The organism is Paenibacillus chibensis (assembly GCF_004001045.1).
Lineage (GTDB): Bacteria > Bacillota > Bacilli > Paenibacillales > Paenibacillaceae > Paenibacillus_AQ > Paenibacillus_AQ chibensis.
In genome coordinates this window covers 17,101-40,604 of the sequence record NZ_BIMK01000035.1, presented here as the reverse complement: position 1 = coordinate 40,604, position 23,504 = coordinate 17,101, and the positions used below count along the sequence as shown (strand labels likewise).

Below are 23,504 nucleotides of genomic sequence, written 5' to 3'. Positions count from 1 at the left end.
GATCCAACTGTTCGTGCAAGCAGTCTCACGTGCCTTCTCGCGCGAATGCAGCAGGAATGTTCCTGCCGGATTCTAAATAACTGCATTAATAAGAGCTGAGGGATTCATCCCTCAGCTCATGTTTTTGCCATAATAGATTTCATCCATTTCCTGCGTAATCCGTTCGGTGATCTCCTCCTGCTCCGCCTCGCTCAGCTTGTCCTTCGTATAGCCGAAAAGGTAGTTGTCGAGGTCGAACTCCCTCAGTTTGCATTTGGTATGGAAAATATGCTCCTGATATACGTTCACGTCGATCATGTCATACATGTCCTTTACCTTGTCGGGAATGTAATTTTGGATCGAATTGATATCATGGTCGATGAACAGCTTGTGGCCGTTAATGTCGCGTGTAAAGCCGCGCACCCGGTAATCGATCGTCATGATATCCGTGTCAAAGGAATGAATAAGGTAGTTTAATGCCTTCAGCGGAGAAATTTCACCGCAGGTGGATACGTCGATATCGGCGCGGAAAGTGCTGATGCCTTCGTCCGGATGAAATTCCGGATACGTGTGCACCGTGATATGGCTTTTGTCCAGCGCCATGACCACCGAATCCGGAAGCGGCCCCGGCGACTCCGTATAGGATTCCTTCGGTACCTCGACCACCGGCCCTTCCGACACGAGAATCGTTACGCTTGCCCCCTGGGGCACGTAATCCTGCTTGGCTATATTAAGCACATGCGCACCGATGATGTCCGAAACTTGTTTCAGAATGGCCGTAAGCCGGTCCGCATTATATTGTTCATCAATGTATTCCAGATAAGCTTCGCGTTCTTCCTTGGTCCGGGTAAAGCAGATATCGTACATATTGAAGGCCAAAGATTTCGTCAAATTATTGAACCCGTGCAGCTTCACATGTTGTTCGGGCGTTATTTTCATCCTTCCTTCACCTCGCTGTATTTCATATTCACTGCCTAATATTCCCTTCCGGATGCTCGCTATCCGTCAAGGCGGATATTCAAGTTTATTTAAACCCTTTACCCAATCCACGGCAGAAGAAACGGCAGCGCCTCCCTCATCCCAAAGCCCATACAAAAAGCCGGCCTTAAGAAGCATATACTTCTTAAAGCCGGCTGCCAGAGTCCCCCGTTAGGACTCGATTACAAATTCACGATATTTCTCGTAATCCATCTGTCTGCATTCCAGCGTCAGCCGGGTGCCTTCATTTTCGTATTCGGTTTCCGAAATATCCGCATGCTCATTCAGATACGATACCACCTGCCCCCGGTCATAAGGAATCAGCATTTGGCACTTCACGTAATCCTTGAAAATATAGCCCCGAATGAGAGTCACGAGCTCATCGATGCCGATTCTCGGCTTCGCCGCCAGATAAATGCTGTTCTCCTGCACTTCCGGAATTTCATGGCCGGCAAGATCGCATTTGTTATAGGCAAAAATCGTCGGGATGTCGGTAACGCCGATATCCTTCAGCGTGTCTTCGGTAATCTGAATCAGCTGGCCGTATTTCTCGTTCGCGTAATCGACCACATGAATCAGCAGATCCGCTTCGGCGACCTCCTCGAGCGTGGAGCGGAAAGCCTTGACCAGATGATGCGGAAGCTTGCTGACAAAACCGACGGTGTCGGTTAGCAGAAAGCTTTTGTTGTCTCCGAGCTGAATATTGCGCACCGAGGTTTCCAGCGTCGCAAATAGCATATCCTTCTCGAATACCGTCTTCTCGCCGCTGCCGCCTGCTGCGCCGAACTTCTCGAGCATGGCATTCATGATCGTCGACTTGCCTGCATTCGTGTATCCCACCAGGGAAACGACCGGCAGCGCATTTTTCTTCCGCTGCTTGCGCTGCGTCTGGCGCTGAAATACGAGCGATTCCAGCTCCTTGTTCAGCGCGGTAATTTTCTCCTCGATCCGGCGGCGGTCGAGCTCGAGTCTCGTTTCACCTGCGCCTTTATTTTTGGTGCCCACGCCGCCGCCTTGACGTCCGAGCGATTCGCGAAGCCCGATCAGACGCGGAAGCATGTACTGCAGCTGGGCCACTTCGACCTGAAGCTGAGCCTCGCGGGTTTTGGCACGCTTTTCGAAAATATCGAGAATCAGAATCGTGCGGTCGATCACCTTGCATTCCAGATCGGCCTCCAGGTTCCTCAGCTGCGATGGGGAGAGCTCGTCATTGAAAATAATCAGATTCGCCTCAAGGCCTCTATACAGACCCGAAAGCTCATCCACCTTGCCCGTGCCGATGTAGTGGGATTTGTTCACCCGCTCCATGTTTTGCGTCAGCTGTCCGACCACTTCCACGCCGCAGGCCTCCGCCAGATTGCCAAGCTCCTCCATCGAATATTCAAAATCCTGCTGATGATTCATATTCACGCCGACGAGTATGGCGCGCTGCTCCAGTTGTTCCAAATGTTCCATATATAAAACCCTCCATGTAAACGTTGTTTGAATAACAAAAAAACCGCAGGCCTCCGGCTGTGGTTTGAGCGAACGGAACATGCGGACTTCCGGAAGAGACGCTGCTTGTTTGCGCCGCAGCGGTTCCGGACACGCTTCTTTCGGTTTGGTTGGTTGTCGAGCAGCCGCAGGTTTCGCAGCCAAAAAGTTATCCGAAAAACAGCAAAGGAGGGGCCATGAAGCCTCTCCCGCTGCACCCTTGCATGCCGATGCCGAAACGGCCACCGCGCATGACTGCATATATGTTGGGTTCATCCGAAGATATGCATACCAATCCCGTTCGCCCTGCACCAAAGCAGAGCCTTTGAGCACTATTCAATTAGCGGCACAAAGTGAAGAAACGGAATTTAATATTGATCATCTTCACGAACCCTCCGATCATTCTAATTGTTACCATGTTAGCACATCTCAATCATTTTCACAATTCCGAAGTTTGATGATAGGTGATCCAGGCTCGTGCCGGCTTGAGACAGCCTCCTTATCACCTGTCACTACGCACGGATGCCGCGCCCCAAGGGCTGCGGCATCCATGCGTCTTGCTATGCGTTTCACGCACCCGGTAAGCTGCTGACGGTGGTGCGGTTCCGTCCGTCTTTTTTCGACTGGTACAGCGCTTCGTCCGCCCGCTCCACCAGCTGCTGCGCGGATCGGCCATGCACTGGGAAAGCCGCGATTCCGGCTGAAAGCGTAATGGAAGTGCCTGCCGGGCTTTTCGTACGCGCCAGCTGCTCTCGCAGCCGATCCGCCAAATCCTTTGCTCTGCCCAGGCCGCAGTGCTTGACGAGAATGCCGAACTCTTCGCCGCCGTAGCGGAAGCACAGATCATCCTCGGAAGCCATCAGATGCATGATCCGGGCCAAATAGCGCAAACAATCGTCTCCAACCACGTGCCCGTAAGTATCGTTAACCTGTTTGAAGTGATCGATATCCATCAAAATCAGGGCAAACGGAATGTTGCTTTCCATCCATCCGGCCATTACCTCGTCGAAGGCACGCCGGTTGGCAAGCCCCGTCAACTCGTCGATTTTCACTTCATTTCGGAGATGCGTCAAATCCTGATTCATATTCTGCAGCGCAATTTTCACGCTCTGGGACAGCAATCTGACTTCGTAGTAATAGGATTTGATGTCCGGAATGTTCTCCGCCGGAACCGGTTGGAGCATCGCCTCATCCGAAAACTGCGCCAGCGTGTGCAGCGGCTTCGCGATCCGGTTCGCCACCCACCAGCCCAGAAGCAGGATCAGGAGCAAGAACGGCAGCGAGACAAGCAGCATTCTCTTGACCAAATTATGCAAGGGCTTGTCAATTACTTGAGCCGGCGTCTGCGAAATAATGCCCCAGGCGCTGCTCGGTTCAAAGGCGTAGCCTGCCAAAAAACGATCCCCTTCTGAGTTCATCACTCTCTGTGAGCCGCTCTGTCCCAAAACCACCTTTTGGACGACCTCGTTCTGAAGGACGGACTGGCCGATCCGCTTTTTGTTGGTATGGAAAATAAGCTCGCCGCCTTTTTCAACGACATACACATAGGATCCGTCGCCGAAAAAATGCTCCTTCAGCATATTGCTCAGCACATTTTTTTCTTCGAGGTATATCGTACCGCCCACAAAGCCCTTATACCTCCCGCTTTTATCGATGATGGGTGCCGATATCAATATAATCAGCCGCCCCGTCGTCGCGCGGTATGGCTCGGAAATGAAAGCCTTTTTTAATTGAATAGCCATCTTGCTCTGCTCGGAGGTGATCTTGTCCCCCACGGAAATACCGATCGTTCGCGGACTTAACGCCCGAATAATCCGGTTGTTATCCGCAACCACGATCGAATTGAAGTACTGGGTGTTCTCCTGGAACAGATCATCGAATAATTGCGGATCGATTTCCGGCTCGCGCCCGGATATTTTGGCAATCGCCCCGATATTCTCCTGCATCGTAATCAAAAGCTCGTTGGTATTGGAAGCCAGCTTTTTGGCATAGGATTCGTTTTTGTTCAAATAATTGTCGATCAGTGAGGACCGGTTGACCTGAACCGCCGAAGTAATGCTCGTCAGCATGGTCAAGAGAATCGCCGTGATGACAAGCAAGCTGATGGTGAACCGGAGGGTAAAGCCTTTTTTCGTAAAATAATTCAAAGTCGCATCCCGCCTGCGTAAAAAATATGGAAAATGATGTCATTGCATGTCATCTACTCATTATACATCAGAGCGGAGGACACGAATATAAAAAATCAGTTCTCTGAATCGATATGGAAAAATGCTTTTGTCGTCTCGAAGGTCGCACGGGCCACTTCCTCTTCATCACGGTTCATGCACGAAGCAACGACCTTCACGATATGCGTCAGGAAAGCCGGCTCGTTCCGCCCATCCTTCGGTTTGGGTCTCATATCCCGAGGAGTCAGGTACGGCGCATCCGTTTCAATCATTAGACGGTCCAGCGGTATATCCTTGACCAGCTCGCGCAGATGCTGTCCCCGCCGTTCGTCGCAGATCCAGCCGGTAATGCCGATATGAAAGCCCATGCCAAGATAAGCATGAAGCTCTTCACCGGTTCCCGTAAAACAATGGACCACCGATTTTGCGATCATCGCGGGATGCTCCCGCATGATCGCGGCAAAGTCGGCATGGGCGTCGCGCTCATGCAAAAACAGCGGCATGCAGATTTCCTCGGCCAGCCTCACTTGCTCCCTGAACCAACGACGCTGCACATCGCGCGGCGAGAAATCCCGGTTGTAATCAAGACCGCATTCGCCGATCGCCACGACCTGCGGCAGTGCCGCCAGCTCCCGCAGCCGCTCCAGCGTTCCCTCCCCGCACTCTTTGACGTCATGCGGATGCACACCCGCCGTGGAATACAGCTTACCCGGATAAAGCTCCGAGTAGCGAGCCGCCTCTTGGCTGCTGGCCACACTCGTGCCCGTAATGATGAGCGGCGTTACCCCCTCGGCTTCTGCCCGGGCCAGCACCTCCTCGCGATCCTTGTGAAAGGAACGGTTGGTGAGATTGACACCGATATCTATAATTTGAGGACTCATGTCCACTCCCCCTTCTCCAATAGGTTTCCAGCAAAAAACCGCAGCCTTTAACGGCATGCGGTCAACGAATGACATTCCTTGGGTAACAGAATAACATAAAAAAACGCTTTTCTACAAACGCCCCGGATCACAAGTCCTCTATACGATTTTCGGTATATACTGGCCCATGGCCGATAGCTCCTTAATCTTCCATTCCATTTTCAATAGGTACAATGTATAGTATACTGGTAAAACAAGAACACTTGTTCTGTAATGGAGGTGAGCTGATCTTGCCCAAGAAAATATATGAGACATCCGTAACCAAACAAACGCTGAACCGGGTAAAAGCGGAAAGCATGCCCTTTGACTGGTCCATTAACCCCTATCGCGGCTGTGCCCACGGCTGCAGTTTCTGCTATGCACGAGCCTTTCAATCCTTTATCGGACGGGAGGCCGATGATGAATTCCAGAACCGCATCCTGCTGAAAACAAATGCCGCCGAGGCGCTGGAAATCCAGCTCTCCCGCATGGCCAAACGCTTCGACTATGATATCAATCAGCTGCGGGATCATGTGGGCCTCGTCACGCTCGGGACAGCCACCGACCCCTATCAGCCGGTCGAGATCCAGTCAAAGATTACACGCGGCTGCCTGGAGGTTCTTGCTAAATACCGGATCCGCACCAGCATTACCACGCGTTCTCCCCTGATTCTGCGCGACCTTGATCTGCTGTCCCAAATGGATATCACCTCGGTCAATATCAGCTTGAATACGCTGGATCCGGGGATCATCCGCATGATGGAGCCGGGAGCTCCATTACCTTACAAAAGGCTTCAAGCCGTACAAAAGCTGAGCGAAAACGGCGTGCGCACCGGCTTATTTATTGCGCCCATTCTCCCGTTCCTGACGGATTCCAGGGAAAGCCTGGAGGAACTCATGACTGCAGCCAAGGAGCATCGCGCCTCCTTTGCCATGACCTCCCTGCTGCGTCTCACCCCGGACGTGAAGGCATGGTTCATGCATTCACTGGAGCAGCATCACCCCGCGCTTGTACCCAAATACAAAAGCCTGTTCCGCGGCGCCTATCCCGATAACGCATATGCGGATCAAGTGAAGGCTCTTGCCCGAGAAGTGAAGCAGAAGCTTTTCCTGAGCGGCGAGGTTCCGGAAGAAAGCAGGAGCGGCTGCATGACCGCAGCCGAGTCTGATCTCCCCGCTTTCCCTAAACCGACCCTGCCGCTTCCCGCTCCGGAAGTGGAGCAGCTGAGCTTCCCCTTTTAACCGGACTAACAGGCATGAAGGCCCTGAACTTGTTCAGGGCCTTCACCGTACATAAACTATTTGACCTGATCCAGTCGGGATTCCAGTGCTTTGACGCTGTATTTGGCCAATCCTCCATTCGACGAACCGATGTAGATTTCGTCCCCTTCCATGTTGAGCAGGCCTTCGATGCCTTTCCGATATCTCGCTTCCCTGAATGCAATCTGATTATCGGCAAGCCGGCCAACCACCTGACCGTCCTGCTTATCCAGCACTAACATGTCAGAGCCGTAACCCAGCAGTAAATACTGGGACAACACCGCATAGCGGGTCTTCGCCATCTCATCCATCGTATAGGGGCTTGCGCTCTCATGCGTCGTCACCGGCATCTCCCAGAGCAATGTCCCCTTTTCACGATCGAAGGCCGCAGGCAGACCGTTCAGCACCACATACAGCCGGTCTGCATCAAACATGCCGTTTGTTGCTTTGCCGGACAACGTGAAGAGAACCCGCTTCGCGATGACATCATACAAGGCCGTCTTTTCCACTTTGGAGCCGTCAAAGTCCGATAAGCCGCCAGACTGCTGCACCAGAATGTACCGCTGCTCATTCGTCGTTTCGAACTGCTCCTGCCGGCTCCATCCATATTGCGCCAGCTTCTCGCCGTTTCCGGTATTCAGCAGCATCCATTCGTTCCCGATCAGAAACCAGCGGACGGCCGAACGCTCCGGCTGCAGTGGCAGCCTCATATTGCCATATGCATAATAAGGATGCGTCTGCAGATCCCTGTGAATGTCTCCCCGCCCGGTTACGCTCCAAGCAACCGCACCATCCTTGGGATTCAGCGCCTGAAGCATCAAGCCATCTTGCAGCAGAATGTTCGGGTCTTCCGAATCGGTGCGGAGAATCACCTGTCCTTCGCGCAGAACCCTCGTCCATCGCTGTGCGCCCGTCGCCCGGTCCAGTACCGTCAGCAGCCCTTCATCTTTAGCGGAATCGGGCATTTGATACACAACAACGCTGTCCTTGACGGCGTACATCTGCATTTGATGACCCTCGGGCAGCCTTCTTTCCCATATTGGATGCCCATCCTTCAAGCTTAGCTCCCTCACCCAAGACTCATAGCGATGATGAGCCTTGCTGTATTCGGTATAGACCGCAGCCGTTCCGCGCAGCCGGTCCAGCGCAGCGGAGTAGGATCCAAACCCGGCGTTCACCTGCCAGAGCTTGCGTCCCGAAGCTTTGTCGACCGCATAGATGGAAGAGTCCTCGTGCATGCCGCTGAAGCCTCCGTCATCTCCATCCACGAGCAGCACCTCATCGGTCGCACCCAGCAGATAGGCGTCATTAAGCTCTCCCTGATTGCGCCAAACCGGCTTGGCCGGAATGGTGGCTGTACCCGGAAATGACGTGAAATCATAGCAGAACTTGTAATCCCCATCTACAGATAAACCAAGCTCCAGCTTCGGGTCTGCAGGTAAAATCCATTTCCAGGCCTCCAGCTTCTCATCTTCGGCAAAGCTCACCGTAAACTGGGCATTTGGCCGTTCATACCGCCATGTTGTACCGATCCGAAGCGGCTTGCCTCCCTCTGCCAAATTGGCGGAATGCTCCACGAAGCTCGGCTCTCCCAGGAGCTTTTTCACTTTGGAAGCAGCATCTCCCTGCTGAAGCAGCAGCTCGGTGACATTTCGGGCTAGGTCAACCGTGACGCTGGAGCTGGTGCTGAGCACGCCTTCGGGAATGGCCTTTCTTGATTGGATGTTTGCGCTCCGCACCCACAGCATCATGGGACGGGCAATACTCGAATCGGTATGCCAAGCTTGAGGAGAAATCAGGATTCCCGTCCAGTCCTTCCATACGGCCGCAGCAACCAGCTTTTCACCTTGCTTGGGCGGTGCCCATGCCAGCTTGCCGCCCGGAGCCAACGCAAGCACGGTCCCCGGCTTCAGCGCAACATAAGCGAGTGAGGTTTCCTGAACGGACTTGGCGGCAGCGGTTGTATACCAGGCGGGAATCCAGCAGGGCGTATCTCCGTTCTCCAACATCACCGCCGCCATGTCTCCATGCTTGGACTTCACCTTCAGTGTCTGACCGCTGCTGACATAACCAGCTGCCTTAAGGTCCGCCCAAACCGCATTCTTGGACAGATCCTTCGTGAAATAGGGGGTTCGGTATTGAAACACAAGACTGTTCAGAGAATCGCCGTTCCGGGATTCAGAGGATGGCGAAGATTTCGCCAGGCTTTCCGCGCCGGGCGTCATGGTTAGCATCAGACAGGTTGTAAGCAGGACGACTGCGCCTGCTGCTTGTTTAAGCGGTCTCAAGGCCACTAGGGATCCACCTTCCATGGGTTTAATCTCACGATTTTCCATCTAAATATAAGGACGGTTTACTTCCGCAAATGTTCCGGTTCGCATTCAAAAAAAGCCCTCATCTTATAGATGGGGGCTACCTTTCAATGTATTTCTTCTCAAAAGGAGACTCTCGATCACTTCCATCACGGTCTGCGTTTTGATCGGTTTGCTGATATATTCGTCCATGCCTGCGGCAAGGCAGCTTTCCCGGTCTCCCTTCAGGGCATTGGCGGTAACGGCCACGATCGCCGGGCACCGCTCCTTCGGCAGCGTCCTGCGGATTATCCGCGTCGCCTCAAAACCGTTTAAGCCAGGCATCTGAATATCCATAAAAATAATGTCATAATAGCTTTCCTGCGCCGCCTGCACCACCTCTTTCCCGTTGGTGACAACGGTGGTCAGATGTCCTTGGCTTTCGAGCATTTTCCGGAGCACGATCCGATTGACTTCATTATCTTCGGCAACCAGGACGCGCAGGGAATTGGACGTATTGTGATCATGCTCCTCGATGGAATCGTCATGAGGGGACCAATTTTCACGGATCATTTCGACGTTAAAGACAAAGGTTGCCCCAGGCCCGTCGCTTTGCTCGAACCAGATACTGCCACCCATCAGCTCTACCAGCTTCCTCGTAATGGCAAGGCCAAGACCGGTTCCCTCGTGATCACGGGTCATGAAATTGTTGACCTGCGAGAACGGCTCGAAAATATATTCCGCCTTCGAGGCCGGAATGCCGATCCCTGTATCCTGGACCTTGAACTCCAGTTTGATCTTGCGCTTGTCTTCGGACATCTTCCGGAGCCGGGTCGTCACGCCGCCGGCAAAGGTGAACTTGACCGCGTTTCCGACCAGATTCATCAGAATTTGCTTCAACCGCTTCGCATCGCCGATCAGCATCATCGGAACGTCATCTTCCACCTCGAATCTCATCTCCAGCTGTTTCTCATGCGCTTTCGCCGACAACACATCGTAGGTCTCCTCAACGCATTTCCTGATATCAAACAGCTCCTCCTGCAGTTCCGTCTTGCCCGATTCCACCTTGGAAAAATCCAAAATATCATTGATGATGGCCAGCAGCGTTTCGCCGCTTTGCCGAATGATTTTGACGTATTCACTTTGTTCCTCGTCAAGGTTCGTGGTCGTCTCCAGCAGATCCGTCATTCCGATCACGCCGTTCATCGGCGTGCGGATCTCGTGGCTCATCACTGCCAAAAATTCACTTTTGGCTTTATTGGTGCTCTCGGCCAGCTCCTTCGCCAAAAGCAGCTGCTTCTGCTCGGACACGTCCTTCGCGATGATGTAAAACCCGACGTTCCGTCCGTTGACATAAATGGGCGCTATGGAGGTCAGAACCTCTACCGCATGCCCGTCCTTATGGTAAATCCGGTCTATGTCCTTTTCGATCGAAGGATTGGTCAGGGATTCGGTCAGCAGCTTACGCTGGCTTTCCTCTCCGATGAAACGAGAGATTTTCTCGCCTGCCATCTCGTTGACGCAGCAGCCTGTCATTTTCTCCGCCATCGTATTGACGTTGATGATGCTCCCTTCGAGATCCAGTGAAATCACGGCATCATGATTGTACCGTTTCAAGGAGGTGTAGCGTTCAATCGTTTCCTGCAGCTTGGTTTCGGCCAGCTTGTTTTTGGTATTGTCATGGATCTGGATAATATACGACAACGGATCGCCCGCAGCATCCGACATGACCGAAGCATATACGGAGGCCCACATGATATCTCCGTTCTTCCGGATATAGCGCGTATTCGTTTCGATCACTGCCCCTGTCGTTTGTTTCAGCTCGTTGCGGAAAAGCATGAGATCTTTCTCCAAATCGTCCGGATGAATCAGATCCTGGAAACGTTGCTGCATGAGCTCTTCTTCCGTGTATCCCATAAGCCGGCAGATGGCTGGATTGGCATGAATCCAGGTACCGTCCAGAGCGAGCAGCGCGATTCCAAAAACAGCAGTTCGGTACACTTCTTGTAAAATAGCGTCTTCTTTGATGGTACTCATTACGCGCCTCCGTCCGCTAAAATTATGGTCGATCATCTGAGTTTGTTTATGAGAAATATAGAACGGTGAATATGTATAACATACGATAACCGATCGATAAAGAAAAAGACAGTTTTACTACATAATAAACAAAATAAGGACATTAGAATCAATTTTTTTCGCATAAAGCGAGGAATCAACAACCTGCAGCGCCTGAAGTCCCATATCCCAACAAAAAAAGGAAGGCTCCCCTTCCTTCAAATCTTCCTGTTGGACATGTATGCATGCCTGAGTTAATCGGGCAACGGAACCATCCTTTCCTCCAGGCGCAGAGCACTTCTTCGTTAGAGTATGGAAGAGCGCATCGCGTCTAGAAATTATCCTTGTTTAAAAAGCCGCCGGCCCCTTGTCAGAGGTCCGGCGGCTTTGGTGATTCCGGGATGAAGTGGCCATATTTCCGCCTCGGAAGGATCCCTTCCCGCAGACTTTGCCCCTTCGATCGAGAGGGTTTACTTCACATAGGGCTCGATCGTTTCGATCGTACCATCCTCATGGATGGTCAGCTCAGTGAATTTAACGCAGCGTTTGTTGTCCGCGCCGCCCGACAAGGAGCTGTCGTGATAGAACAAATACCACTTATCCTGGAACTGCACGATCGAGTGATGGGTCGTCCAGCCGATGACCGGCTCCAGAATTTTTCCTTTATACGTAAAAGGACCCTGCGGGTTCTCGCTCACGGCGTATACGATGCTGTGAGTCGTGCCGGTAGAATAAGATAGATAATGAAGCCCGTTATGCTTATGTACCCACGGTCCTTCAAAATATCTCCGTTCCTCGTCCCCTGCCAGGATCGGCTGCCCGTTCTCGTCGAGAATCGAGATTTCGCGGGGTGCCTCCTTGAAGGTCAGCAGGTCGTCGCTCAGCTCGGCTACTCTTGGTCCCAGCGCCGGTTCGTCTGCCGCCGGGCCTTCCGTGTTCGGATCATAGGTGCCCGTCTGCCATTTTTCCAACTGGCCGCCCCATAGCCCGCCGAAGTACATAAAAGCGCTTCCGTCATCATCCATCAGAACAGCCGGGTCGATGCTGAAGCTGCCCGGAATATATTCCGGCTGCGGATGGAACGGCCCCGACGGAGAGGAGCTGGTGGCGACGCCAATCCGGAAAATGTTTTCTTGATCCCTCGCCGGGAAGAAAAGATAGTACGTATTGTTTTTGTACGCCGCATCCGGCGCCCAGAGCTGCTGCTTGGCCCAAGGGATATCGCGGAGATGCAGCGCCTCGCCGTGGTCCTGGCATGGAGAGTTTACATTGTCCATGGACAGGATATGGTAATCCTCCATGTCGTACTGGTCCCCGTTATCATTGGACGTGTGTTCATGGTCCAGGTCATGGGAAGGGTAAATATACAATTTGCCTTCAAACACGTGAGCCGAAGGGTCCGCGGTGTAGATGTGGGTCACCAAAGGCTCGCGCTGCGTCACAGGCTGAATCATCTCGTTTCCTCCTTCATTCTGCAGTTGATGTATGCTGCAAAAGATGTTCCTCTCCATTTTAGCAAACAAACCAGGTCAAAAACCTACAAGATTTATAGGTCTTTTCCTCAATATTTTAGGTTTTTATGGGAGGGAGAGCGCGTGAGAGCGAATTGCATCCTTCATTTCCTCTTCCTGGAAAACAAAAAAGAATGCCCCGATCGGATTCACTGGAATCAAGGGGACATTCCTCTTAATAAATAGGTGCACGATTGCACTTGTTTACATCATATGAGCTGGTATGAGCTGAAATAAATGCACTTTTGCAGCTAAGCCCACGCTTGTGCAGCCTTCAAATGATCAAAAATGGTCGGACCGAACATTACCATGCATCCGCCGCATACCTCAGCCCGATTTGTCTTCTCGCGTCCTCCATGACTTCCGCCACCGCAAGCGACGTTTCATGGGAGTTGATTTTGCTGCTGCGCTTGCCTCGTCCGATCATGCGGATAAACTCTTCCAGCTCGTAATACATCGATTCATGAATCTGCTGTTGGGTCAGATTTTCAATACTGCCGTCCCGATACTGGATTTTCACGTCGTACGGCTGATTGATCCGGTCGATCACCATCGTTCCGTTCTCGCCTTGGATTTCGGCTGGCAAGAACGAGTCGGAAATTTTCGAGTACATGATGACCGCATCCATATCCGGGTAGCTCATCACGAGACTGCCTTCCCCATCCACGCCGGATGACAGCATAACGGCCACCGCCTTAACCGATTCCGGCTTCCCGAACAAGGATACCATCGGGTAGATGCAGTATATGCCCAGATCCATCAGTCCCCCGTTCGAGTATTCCGGATTAAAGGCATTCAGCACCGTCCCCTGCTTGAACGCGTCATACCGGGAGGAGTATTGGCAATAGCTTGCAAAATACCGCCGCACCTGCCCGATTTTATACAGATTCTCCTTCATGATTCTGAAATTCGGCATCAGGGTCGATTTCATCGCTTCCATCAGGACCACGTTGTTCGCTTCGGCCGCAGCGATCATGCGGCGTACCTCGTCACTATTGGTAGCAAGCGGCTTCTCGCATAGAACATGCTTGCCATGGTTCATGCATTGAATCGCCTGCTGCGCATGGAAAGAATTCGGGCTCGCAATATAGACAGCATCAATCTCGTCTGACGATGCCATCGCATCCAGGTCCGTGTACACCTTGGGCCCTCCGAACTGCTCCGCGAACTCCCTGCCTTTCTCTTCCGTACGGGAGTAGACGGCCGTCAATTCGAATTCATCATTCTCCTCCGCCGCGTGAAGAAAACGTTCCGTAATCCAGTTGGTGCCAATCGTTCCGAATCGGATCAAATCTCAACATTCCTTTCCTTCTATATTTCATGATCGCTTAGCTAAAATTCCATGCCTTCGCCGCTTTGCGCAGCTGCATCCTCATCCGCCAAGCTTTGGATATCCTCCGTGCTGATGCTGATAAAGGCGTAGCCTTCCTCCTGCTGCTTCTTCAAGGCCCGTTCCTTATAAAAGCGCGCACTGCTGCCTGCACCTGTCTCCTCGTCATACACGAGGATGATGCCGTCCGTTTTGCGGAACAGCAGATCATCTCGGGCCTGGAACTGCCACGGACCTGCGTAAGGCTGCCGGCTCACCGTTTCATAAAAATCAATGCCCTGCAAAATTCGGTTGTAATAGTCCTTTTTATCCTCTTTCCAATTCTCTTCCGGGTTCGCAAACGCCGTAATGATCGCAACTTTAAGATCCGGGTACCGCTTTTTCAAATCGATCGCCGCTTCGCAAGCCCATAAATCCACGCCGTACTGTCCCGGTGAAATGACCCATTCCAGGCCCTCCTCGGCAAGCTGGACCAGCTTAGCGGTAATCGCCTTTTGAATGTAAGCAATGCCGGGGTGCTTCTGTCCAAAAATATTCAGCTCATGCGCGCGGTAGCCCGTGACCAGCACATTCTTCATCGTAAACCCCTTGCTTTCCGCTCTTGACGGTTCTATGATTCGCTTTCATTCTATCATACCCCGATTCTTTCGGGGATTTCCACTGATATTCTGCGAGTTTCACGCAAAAGAGCCTTGTGCTTCCCTTGGAGGAAACAGAAGGCTCTTCTCTGGACGAAAAAATCTGCCGCAGGCTACAGCGATATTTTCACTTCGGCATTCATGCCCGGCAGAACTCTCGACGAAGCCTGGTTGATCGAAATTTTCACCTGGATTTTCTGCGTCACTTTCGTGTAGCTGCCCGTTGAGCTTTGCTGCGGAAGCACCGAAAAGACGGAGTTGGTTGCATATCCGATTTCTTTAACGACGCCTTCAAATTTGGCGCCTGAATCTCCGTCCACCTTGATATCTACGCTTTGGCCGACCTTGATGTCCTTCAGCCGGCTTTCCTTGATGTTGGCGATGATGTACAAATGATCCATGTCCGCTTCCTCTGCCAGCACCTGCCCGGCCTGCACCACCTGGTTCACGCGCGCGCCGTTTTGGATGACCTTGCCGTTCATCCGTGCGCTGACGGGAATGGTCTTGGTTCCGTCCGAAACCCCGCCCACGATATTTTTATCGCTCACGTCCGTTCCGTCCTGTATGTTCCAGCTGGTCAACACGCCTTGCGCCGGGGCGACGACAGGCATCAGATCCGCCTTGACAACGGCATCATCCGTTTTGATGAAATTGGCTTTTTCATAATAAAAATAGGCGCCCGCCGCAATAAAAAAGCAGATCACCAATATCCCGATCAAGTTAGCAACAATCAATCGGCTGCGGTTAATCATATATGAATTCTCCTCACTTGGTAATATGGATAGGGCTCGGATGAAGCTCGGTTTCACCGGTCTTCGGCATCATGAGCCTCTTCTCTTGTTGGACCAGCGCTCTGCCTTTGCCTGTGACGATTTTGCCGATTGAAGCCAGCAGCATGATCACGCCCACGCAGGCCATAATCGTAAACAGATGATGATATGCGCCGAGAACGGCGGCTCTTTTGGCATTCACGATCAACTCGTATGAAGCCGTGCTTTGCGCCTGGGCGGCAGGAACTCCTTCACCCATCAGTTTGCGGATAAGTCCGGCAATCTCCGATTGGGCTTCTGCGCTGTGCTGGCCAAGGCGGCCGCGAATTTCCTCGTAGTTGACGGCATTTTGCCGGGTCAGGTACCAGCCCAGCAGCGGCGTAATGACGGCACCCACGAAATTGCGGATCGAATGCAGTGTCACCGATCGCATCGAAGCCTGGTGGATGTCCCCCGCAAGCGCGGTTCCGAGCGCACCGCCGACCAGCGTCATGCTGACACCCGCTCCCAGCAGGGCAATCTGGAAGTACAGCAGATTCAGGGATATTCCCGGGTTCATCCTACGCCACTGCAGGCTGACGCCAATGACGGCAATCGAGCCGACCAATCCGAGTACTCCCGCACCAAGGCGGTCGTACAGCAGCGTTTTGAGCACGGCCGTAACCAGAATCCCAACGAAAAACCAAATGTAAAAATGCACCAGATACCGGTACGGCAAATCTAGATTATTTCGCAAAAAACCGTTGATGCCCGCCATGGCGAAGATCAAGCATACATGCGACGCGATCGCCATGACCGTACCCGATATCGGCTTGGCCGCTTTCAACGTCCGGAACGGTACGAGCGGCGTCTTGGCCTTGAGCTCAAACACAATAAAGAGAATCATCAGGATGAATGCCGCGACAAGAAACGGCCAAACATACAGGGAATCAAATCCCTCCTGCATCACATTACACAGCGGTACCGTCAGCATCAGCATCAGCACGGTCAGCAAAAAAATGCCGAACTTGTTGACCGGCTCCGACTCCTGCTTTTCTTCCTTGCTATGCGGCAGTCCAAGAAAGCCGACGATCAGGCACAAGACAGCCGAAACGATGTTCAGTATAAACAGCCACCGCCAGGCATCCACGCTGAGGGAGACCGATCCGAAAATGGCACCGACCGCGCTGGCCCCGAACAATCCGGTAATAACCATCAGCAGAAAGTAGTTGCGGATTTTATTCGGAAACGACTTTAAGCTGACTGGCAGGATGGTCAGAAACAAAAAGCCAGAGCTCAGTCCTTGAATGATCCTCCCCATCGTTAAGGATACGGTATCCTGCGAGATGAGGTTGATCAGCGCTCCCAGCAGAAACACGCTCACGAACATCAGGTAGGTTTTTCTCACCCCAAGCTTTCGGGATATCACCGGTCCCAGCGGAACACCAAGGGCAAAAGCAATATTGGACAAGGTGGAGGGGAGCAGCAAATCGCTCGAGCTGAGATTGAGGCCGTTCTGAATGATGACCTGATTCATGGTATACGACAAGTTGATAAAATACTGCGGCCCGATCGCGAATATCGTCAATATCGAGATGACAAGATATGGGGGAAGCGGCATCTTTACGCTGTCGGAGATGGCGGCAATACGGCCTGATTGAGTTTTCATCAGACTCCTCCTTTCCTCTTAAGATCTGGACTACACCGTATAAACGATAGAACAATCGAATATATTGTAAATTGCAAATTGTATTATACAACATACTTTTTTGAGATGGCAATAGCCATTTTTTCTCTGTTCTTGGACGAACAAGCAAAAAGCCGCCCGCCGGCTTCATCGGCCAAGGACAGCTTCATCCGCATCGTATGCTATTTGCGCCATGCTTTGAAATCCCGGTTCAGCCGCGTGAGATTGGACATGAGCTGCTCCAGTTCCTCGGCAGACCAGCCGGCCAGCACTTCGGCGTAGGCGTCATAGCGTGCCTGTTGGACCTTGTGAAGTATATCCAGCCCCTCCGGCGTGATTTCCACCAGGCTGATTCTGCCGTTGCTGGTATCCGGGTAACGCCGGATATATTTTTTGCCCTCCAGCACAGACACCTGACGGCTCGCCGTTGAAAGATTCAAGAGCAAATGGTCTGCCAGGGCATTGATTGCCAAGGGACTGTATTTTTCCAGCTCGCTCAGCAAAAGATATTCGGAGCGGTCCAAGCTTCCGAGCTTCGGGCTGTGGGCCGTCGTAAGTCTTACGAGCAAAGCGATCTCGTATTCAATCAAATGAAGCGGAGCATCCATATTCCTTGTCCTTCCTCCTCGCACGCTGCCAGGTTCCACCTGCTGTATTCATAAAATCAGTATAGCACAAAGGGGGCAGGCAGCCGAGTCAGCCGCGCTTCCCAGAAGCCAAACCCCGGCCGATCAGGTTCGCGGATACGGGCTTTCGGCCGATTTCCCTTGACCACACGGACAGCTGGCCGACATGGTGAATTTCATGGGCGATCATGTGCCGAACGACCTCGCCCCACGTGTCCAGCGTTTCGTTGCCGCCTGGGCCGGTGTCTCGGAATTCCCTATTCTCCATGCCCTCGTTCCAGTTGAGGACGAAGCTCTCCACCTCAGGGCGGAAGGCCGCTTCCAATTCCCGTACCTGCCGGATGCTCCGATAATCGTCAAAGCTGTCGTTAAAGTCGCTTTTCCCCTGCAGGACGCGGATCCAGATCCACTCGACGTCTATGACATGAAACAGCGTGTGGAGAATTCCTCCAACGCCTCCGGTACGGGGTTTCAGGAGTTCGGCTTCGCTGATTTCCTCGCACCACGCGAACCATTCCTCACGCACGGCCCAGTTATAATGGAACAACATTTTCAATCGGCATTCCTCCTTGATCATCATAAAAAAAGTATACGGGGAAATGGATCCTTATCTCCAGTGAAACTTCGGCTATAACGATTTATGATGTTTGTTTCGCATTAGTGGGCCATTTCGTGTACAATTTAAGAAAGAGGTGTTGTAAATATGTCCAATGAAGAACTGATGTTGACTCCCGAAGGTCTGGATGAACTCAAAGCAGAACTCGAGGAACTGAAAACCGTCAAGCGCAAAGAGCTCGCAGAGCGGCTCAAGGTAGCGATCAGCTACGGCGATTTGAAAGAAAACAGCGAATACCATTCTGCCAAAGACGATCAGGCGTTCATGGAGACGCGGATTTTGCAGCTGGAGAAAATGCTGACCAAAGCCCGCGTGGTTCATAGCTCCGATGCATCCACGGTAAGTATCGGTTCCTTCGTCAAGCTTAATGATCTGGAATTCAAGGAAATCGTGGAATACCGTATCGTCAGTCCGGCGGAAGCCGATGCGTATAACAATAAAATTTCATACGAAAGCCCGCTCGGCAAAGAGCTGATCGGCAAAGTCGTCGGCGATACCGTCAGCGTAACCGCGCCAATGGGCGTGATCAAGTATGAAGTGCTCGATATCCGCGCCAATTAGGCCGAATCACTTACTGCACGTAGAGCTTGTTCACAAAAGGAGCCTTGATTTCTGTCATCCGGAAATCAAGGCTCTTTTTGCGCCCGCCCCGATGTCTGGGTCTTCCTCTTGTGGTATGATTAGGTAAATAAACAACTAGCAGGAAGGCAGTGGTTTCTTATTCACCCACACTCGTTTCAGGATTCAATCCAGCCTCATATGCATTCGCTTCTGACTTGCTGCATCCATCTCACAGGCAAAAAAACAGACGGTGAAGATCTGCTGCAGACTACATTGGAGAAGGCCTACCGGTCTTATTCGGATGGCATGATACTCCAGCAGGCTTACCTGAAGCGTATCGCCAAGAACACATGGATTGATGTGCTGCGAAGAAAATCCTCATCCGAGCAGCTATTGGAAGAGGCGCAGGTGGACAATCTGCCGGCGTCAAGCGATTTTCATTTACGTGAAGCCTTTGAAGTAATGGCTGCCCGGCTGTCCATTCGGCAGACTGTACTGCTGCTGATGATCGACGTATTCGGTTTTACCGCCAAAGAAACGGCCATCCGGCTCGGCTCCACGGAAGGGGCCGTCAAGGAGGCGCTCAAGCGAACCCGGCAGCGGCTCGCCAAAATGGCTGCAGACCCTGCAGCCCGCATGATGGAAGATCCATCCCATCTGCATGACGAACCCATGGATTCCCGCATGCTTGATGTTTTTATCGAAGCGTTCCGCAGCGGCAGCGTGCACCGGATTTACCAATCATACCTTGATATCCGCAGCAGCGGCATGGATGTAGCCCGCGTCTGGCATAACGGGGAACTCATGTATTTCGAATTCACCGATCCGGACGGACATCTGCTTCGCGTAACTTCGAAAAAATAAATTCGAAATTTTGGGTTCTCCCCGTTTCTTTTCCAACTATCCAACCGTTTATAACGTTGATGCAAGCTTTTCCCCATATCGGGTCGCACAAATAAATGGATAAATCCAAGGAGGCAAAAGGATGGCAGCCAAATCCCTTCATATTCAGGTAATTGAATTACCGGTCAAGGATGTAGCCAAATCGGCGAAATGGTACACGGAGGTATTCGGACTCGGATTCTGCTTTCCGTTTAACGAAGGGGACGACGCCGCTTGGCTAAACCTGAACGGCATGGCACTGGGTCTCGTCGAAGCGATGGAGGTACCCAAATTTGAATTCGTCAGTTCCAAGGGGGAACGTAAGCCCGTGCTTACCTTCCAGGTGGAGAATATCCATGAACTAAGCAGCGAGCTAAGCCAAAAGGGAATTCCGGTGGGCGAAATGCTCTACAAGCAAGGCGGAGGCTACAGCTTCCAGCTGGTGGATCCCAGCGGCAACCTGCTCGGCGTGTGGGGCGGCTGGCCGAAGGAAGAAGAGCAGCCGAGCGCTATGTAAAGAAGAGCAGCGCATAGAGAAAGAGGGGACGAGGACGCCCCTCTACTTCTAACTCGCCACTCCATGGCACACGCAACAGGGATCGCATGTTTACCGTCCGAATCAGGATCTCCCGTCACTGGTCCTGGTCAAAGAAAAAAACGGCTCCCACCGGGAACCGTTTTTTCTTTTCTCTGCGTCTATTCGTCTTCCTTGAACACCGGACGAAGCCGCAGCGCAAATTCGAATGCCTTCTCATCCAGACGGTACTTCTCCAGCAGCTCCGGTCCGCAGGAGTTCGAGCCGATCCCGCTCATTCGGTAATCCAGATGAACGATCGTTTCCTCCCGCTTCGTAAGCTCATGCAAATGTCCCGCCTGATCCAGGTCCTCCGGCAAATAATGAGAAGCGCTGAACGAGAACGGATTCGCTCCCGTAAACTGCAGCCCCATGCCGAGCTCATTCGTAACGGATGCCCATTCCGTTCCGTACCTGGAGCCGTTCTCCTGCGGCATCACATACGGCTCGAACATATCGTCCACGCGCTGCATATATTTGCCCATCCGTGCGCCGTGATGCTTGTCGATATAGCTTTCACCCGGACCGAAGCCGAAGTATTCCGCCAGCTCGTTCCCCTTGGGCATCGTGATCTGAAGCCCGAAGCGAGGCAGGAACGGCAGTCCCTCTCTCACCTGGACCTTCACGGACAGCGACACTTCGCCGGAACCGTCTATTTGCCAGACCGCCTGCCCTTTCAGTACCGGATGCTTCATGTAACCGCCCAGGGAAAAATCGACCGCCATCACGAGCTCATGGCCGCTCTGCTTGCGGATCGAGCAGGCATACACCTTCATGCCGGCACGGTGGAACCCTTCCTCCATCCATCGGTGCTTGATATTGCGATCATTGTCTGTCGGTGCCCGCCAAATGCTGAACGCAAGCGGGGACTGAATCATGTCTACGCCATGCTTCGACAGGCGGACAAACGTGCCCTTTACCATATCGAACACATGACGGAAGTCAAGACCTTCCACCGTGATGAGGCTTCCTTCCTCCCGGATAATCAGCGGGCGCTGTCTGAGCTGATCCAGCCAGACCTGCTCTTGACCCGCGCCAGCCGGTTTCCCGCCCAAGTCAAACTGGGCAAAGGCAATCTCGTAGCCGGATTCGGCCCATGCCTTCTCTTCTTTCAACCGCACGGACACCGTCAGGAAGCAGCGGCCCGCAGTCGGCAGATGCTTGAACGGCACCGTAACGGCAGCCGATTGCTGCGGATCAGCTTCCACATGATGGAGTACGCCTTGCTCGACCAATTCCCCATCCGTTTCAAGCTTCCAAGCAAACGAGAGATGGCCGAGTCCGCTAAAGTCGTACAAGTTCGTTACCCGTAACGCTCCCTTCCCCGCGTCCACCGCTTCAATCCGGACCGGCGCGATGATCTGCTTCAGCTCGAGCAGTCCGGTATGGGGAACGCGGTCCGGCGAGACCAGGCCGTCTATGCAGAAGTTGCCGTCATTCGGCTGATCCCCGAAATCGCCGCCGTAGCCGAAGTACTCTTCGCCACTGCTCGTTTGCGTGCGTATTCCGTGATCATTCCATTCCCAGACGCAGCCGCCCATCAAATTCGGATATTTGTAGAACAAATCCCAATACTCCTTCAGGTCCCCCGGCCCGTTGCCCATGGCATGGCTGTATTCGCACAGGAACAGCGGCTTGGTGCGGCTCTCGTCCGTTCCGTACGCTTCCACGTAAGCCAAGGAAGGATACATTTCGCTTTCGATATCCAGATCCTCGGTATCGGTGTCGCCTCCATATCTCGTTGCAGCGCCCTCGTAATGCACGAGCCGCGAATCATCCCGCTTCTGCGCCCACTTCGCCATCGCGATATGATTCGCTCCATAGCCGGATTCGTTGCCGAGCGACCACATGATGACGGAAGCATGGTTTTTGTCGCGTTCCACCATCCGCTCCACGCGATCCACAAACGCCTTTTCCCAGGACGGATCCCGCGTCAGCTGATGGAAATCCCCGGAAACCGCGAGCCCGTGGCATTCCAGGTCGGACTCGTCCACCACATAGAAGCCGAAGCGGTCGCACAATTCAAGAAAACGCGGATCATTCGGGTAATGCGAGGTGCGAACCGTATTCACGTTATGCCGTTTCATCAGTTGAAGGTCTTGAATCATATGCTCCAGCGGGATCGTCTGGCCGAGATCCGGATGCGAGTCATGCCGATTGACGCCCTTCAGCTTGATAGCCTGGCCGTTAAGCTTGAAGATGCCATCCTCCACGGAAACGGTGCGGAAGCCGACGGGAAAATGGATCGTCTCCCGGCCGTCGCTCACATACAGCTCGTACAGGTACGGGTTCTCCGCATTCCACAGCACCGGCTCCCTTACTTGCAGCAGCAGCTCCGCGTGTCCATCCACGCTTACCTGCCTGGAAGCGCATACACGTCCTTCCGCGTCTTGAAGCTCGGCTCTTACCGTCAGCGATCCGGCCGTTTTCAGCTCGCAGCGAAGCACGCCTTCGGCGAAATCTTTCGAAAGCTCCGGCTTGGCAAATACATCGCGGATATGCGCCTGCTCCCGTCCCAGCAGATAGACGTCCCGGAATATGCCGGAGAACCGCCACAAATCCTGATCCTCGAGATAGGTGCCATCGCACCATTTCAGCACCATGACAGCCATCCGGTTGATGCCTTGCTGCAGGAACGGGGTAATATCGAACTCTGCCGGCATGCGGCTTCCCTGGCTATATCCTGCAAACTGGCCGTTTACCCACAGGTAGAAGCAGGAATTGACTCCTTCAAACACGGTATAAGTCTGCTTGCCGTTCCAAGCCTCCTCCAGACGGAAGTCGCGGATATACAATCCGGCCGGATTCTCATCGGGAACATAAGGAGGATCGCAGGGAATCGGGTAATTCACGTTAGTATAATGAAGCTGGTCGTATCCTTCCGTCTGCCAGCAGGAGGGCACCAGCAAATCGTCCCAGCCTGACGCATCAAAATCCGAATCGTAAAAGGATTCCTCGACGTGATGTACGCTGCCGTAATATTTAAACTTCCAGCCGCCGTTTAGCGTCCGGTAAAACGGAGATCTGGATCTTTTGCCTGCCTTCGCCGACGCTGCATCCGCATAAGGAATATAATATGCGCGCGGCTCTTGGCGGTTCACTTCAAGGATGTGCGGGTTCTCCCAATATCTTTCCAAATTCAGCATGTCTTCAGCTCCTTTACCGATATGGTAACAAATGAATACAGGGCCGGGAAGACTTTCTTCAAGGCTGCTCCCCCTTGCTTTTCGC

18 protein-coding genes are annotated in these 23,504 nt (G+C 52.8%); 4 read left to right on the top strand and 14 right to left on the bottom strand.

Annotated elements, in window-relative coordinates; all coding sequences use genetic code 11:
- Positions 1–111 precede the first annotated feature (111 nt).
- The 4 genes from speD to PCH05_RS22010 form a co-directional block, all read right to left on the bottom strand.
- Entirely contained in the window at positions 112–918 is an 807-nt protein-coding gene (gene speD, locus PCH05_RS22025; RefSeq protein ID WP_127605921.1) for an adenosylmethionine decarboxylase, read from the bottom strand.
- 210 nt (positions 919–1,128) lie between these two features.
- The gene (gene hflX, locus PCH05_RS22020; RefSeq protein ID WP_127606007.1) at positions 1,129–2,403 is read right to left on the bottom strand and encodes a GTPase HflX; all 1,275 of its coding nucleotides are present in this window, start codon (positions 2,401–2,403) and stop codon (positions 1,129–1,131) included.
- Between the two features lie 596 nt (positions 2,404–2,999).
- On the bottom strand, positions 3,000–4,577 hold the full coding sequence (locus tag PCH05_RS22015) for a sensor domain-containing diguanylate cyclase (RefSeq protein ID WP_246049867.1): 1,578 nt from the start codon (positions 4,575–4,577) through the stop codon (positions 3,000–3,002).
- A gap of 95 nt (positions 4,578–4,672) precedes the next feature.
- Positions 4,673–5,476, bottom strand: coding sequence for a TatD family hydrolase (locus tag PCH05_RS22010; RefSeq protein ID WP_127605919.1), 804 nt, complete (start codon positions 5,474–5,476; stop codon positions 4,673–4,675).
- Positions 5,477–5,745: 269 nt separating this feature from the next.
- On the opposite strand from PCH05_RS22010, the gene PCH05_RS22005 reads away from it, so the two are divergent.
- A complete protein-coding gene (locus PCH05_RS22005) occupies positions 5,746–6,735 on the top strand; it encodes an SPL family radical SAM protein (protein WP_246049865.1) in 990 nt (329 codons plus the stop codon).
- Between the two features lie 56 nt (positions 6,736–6,791).
- Here the strand turns inward: PCH05_RS22005 and PCH05_RS22000 are convergent, their stop codons facing one another.
- From PCH05_RS22000 to PCH05_RS21960, 9 genes are all read right to left on the bottom strand, one after another.
- Positions 6,792–9,047 carry an outer membrane protein assembly factor BamB family protein gene (locus tag PCH05_RS22000; RefSeq protein ID WP_164766759.1) on the bottom strand — a complete coding sequence of 752 codons (2,256 nt, stop codon included), beginning with the start codon at positions 9,045–9,047 and terminating at the stop codon, positions 6,792–6,794.
- A gap of 105 nt (positions 9,048–9,152) precedes the next feature.
- Positions 9,153–11,081, bottom strand: coding sequence for a PAS domain S-box protein (locus PCH05_RS21995; RefSeq protein ID WP_127605913.1), 1,929 nt, complete (start codon positions 11,079–11,081; stop codon positions 9,153–9,155).
- A gap of 488 nt (positions 11,082–11,569) precedes the next feature.
- Positions 11,570–12,553, bottom strand: coding sequence for a glycoside hydrolase family 43 protein (locus PCH05_RS21990; protein WP_127605911.1), 984 nt, complete (start codon positions 12,551–12,553; stop codon positions 11,570–11,572).
- 361 nt (positions 12,554–12,914) lie between these two features.
- Positions 12,915–13,901: a Gfo/Idh/MocA family protein gene (locus PCH05_RS21985; RefSeq protein WP_127605909.1), complete on the bottom strand. Its 987-nt coding sequence runs from the start codon at positions 13,899–13,901 to the stop codon at positions 12,915–12,917.
- Between the two features lie 41 nt (positions 13,902–13,942).
- A complete protein-coding gene (locus PCH05_RS21980; protein WP_127605907.1) occupies positions 13,943–14,518 on the bottom strand; it encodes an SLOG family protein in 576 nt (191 codons plus the stop codon).
- Positions 14,519–14,691: 173 nt separating this feature from the next.
- Positions 14,692–15,327 carry an HlyD family secretion protein gene (locus PCH05_RS21975; protein WP_127606003.1) on the bottom strand — a complete coding sequence of 212 codons (636 nt, stop codon included), beginning with the start codon at positions 15,325–15,327 and terminating at the stop codon, positions 14,692–14,694.
- A gap of 16 nt (positions 15,328–15,343) precedes the next feature.
- Positions 15,344–16,996, bottom strand: a complete 1,653-nt coding sequence (locus PCH05_RS21970; RefSeq protein WP_246049863.1) for an MFS transporter — start codon at positions 16,994–16,996, stop codon at positions 15,344–15,346.
- 200 nt (positions 16,997–17,196) lie between these two features.
- Positions 17,197–17,622 carry a MarR family winged helix-turn-helix transcriptional regulator gene (locus PCH05_RS21965; RefSeq protein WP_127605906.1) on the bottom strand — a complete coding sequence of 142 codons (426 nt, stop codon included), beginning with the start codon at positions 17,620–17,622 and terminating at the stop codon, positions 17,197–17,199.
- An 88-nt stretch (positions 17,623–17,710) separates the two neighbouring features.
- Complete coding sequence (locus tag PCH05_RS21960) at positions 17,711–18,190, bottom strand: DinB family protein (protein WP_371860573.1); 480 nt, start codon at positions 18,188–18,190, stop codon at positions 17,711–17,713.
- Between the two features lie 153 nt (positions 18,191–18,343).
- Between PCH05_RS21960 and greA the strand changes: the two genes are divergently transcribed.
- From greA to PCH05_RS21945, 3 genes are all read left to right on the top strand, one after another.
- Complete coding sequence (gene greA / locus PCH05_RS21955) at positions 18,344–18,817, top strand: transcription elongation factor GreA (RefSeq protein WP_127605904.1); 474 nt, start codon at positions 18,344–18,346, stop codon at positions 18,815–18,817.
- Between the two features lie 159 nt (positions 18,818–18,976).
- Complete coding sequence (locus tag PCH05_RS21950) at positions 18,977–19,681, top strand: RNA polymerase sigma factor (RefSeq protein WP_307719567.1); 705 nt, start codon at positions 18,977–18,979, stop codon at positions 19,679–19,681.
- Positions 19,682–19,802: 121 nt separating this feature from the next.
- Positions 19,803–20,216: a VOC family protein gene (locus PCH05_RS21945; protein WP_127605902.1), complete on the top strand. Its 414-nt coding sequence runs from the start codon at positions 19,803–19,805 to the stop codon at positions 20,214–20,216.
- A 179-nt stretch (positions 20,217–20,395) separates the two neighbouring features.
- Here the strand turns inward: PCH05_RS21945 and PCH05_RS21940 are convergent, their stop codons facing one another.
- The gene (locus PCH05_RS21940; protein WP_127605901.1) at positions 20,396–23,419 is read right to left on the bottom strand and encodes a glycoside hydrolase family 2 TIM barrel-domain containing protein; all 3,024 of its coding nucleotides are present in this window, start codon (positions 23,417–23,419) and stop codon (positions 20,396–20,398) included.
- Positions 23,420–23,504: the final 85 nt, after the last annotated feature.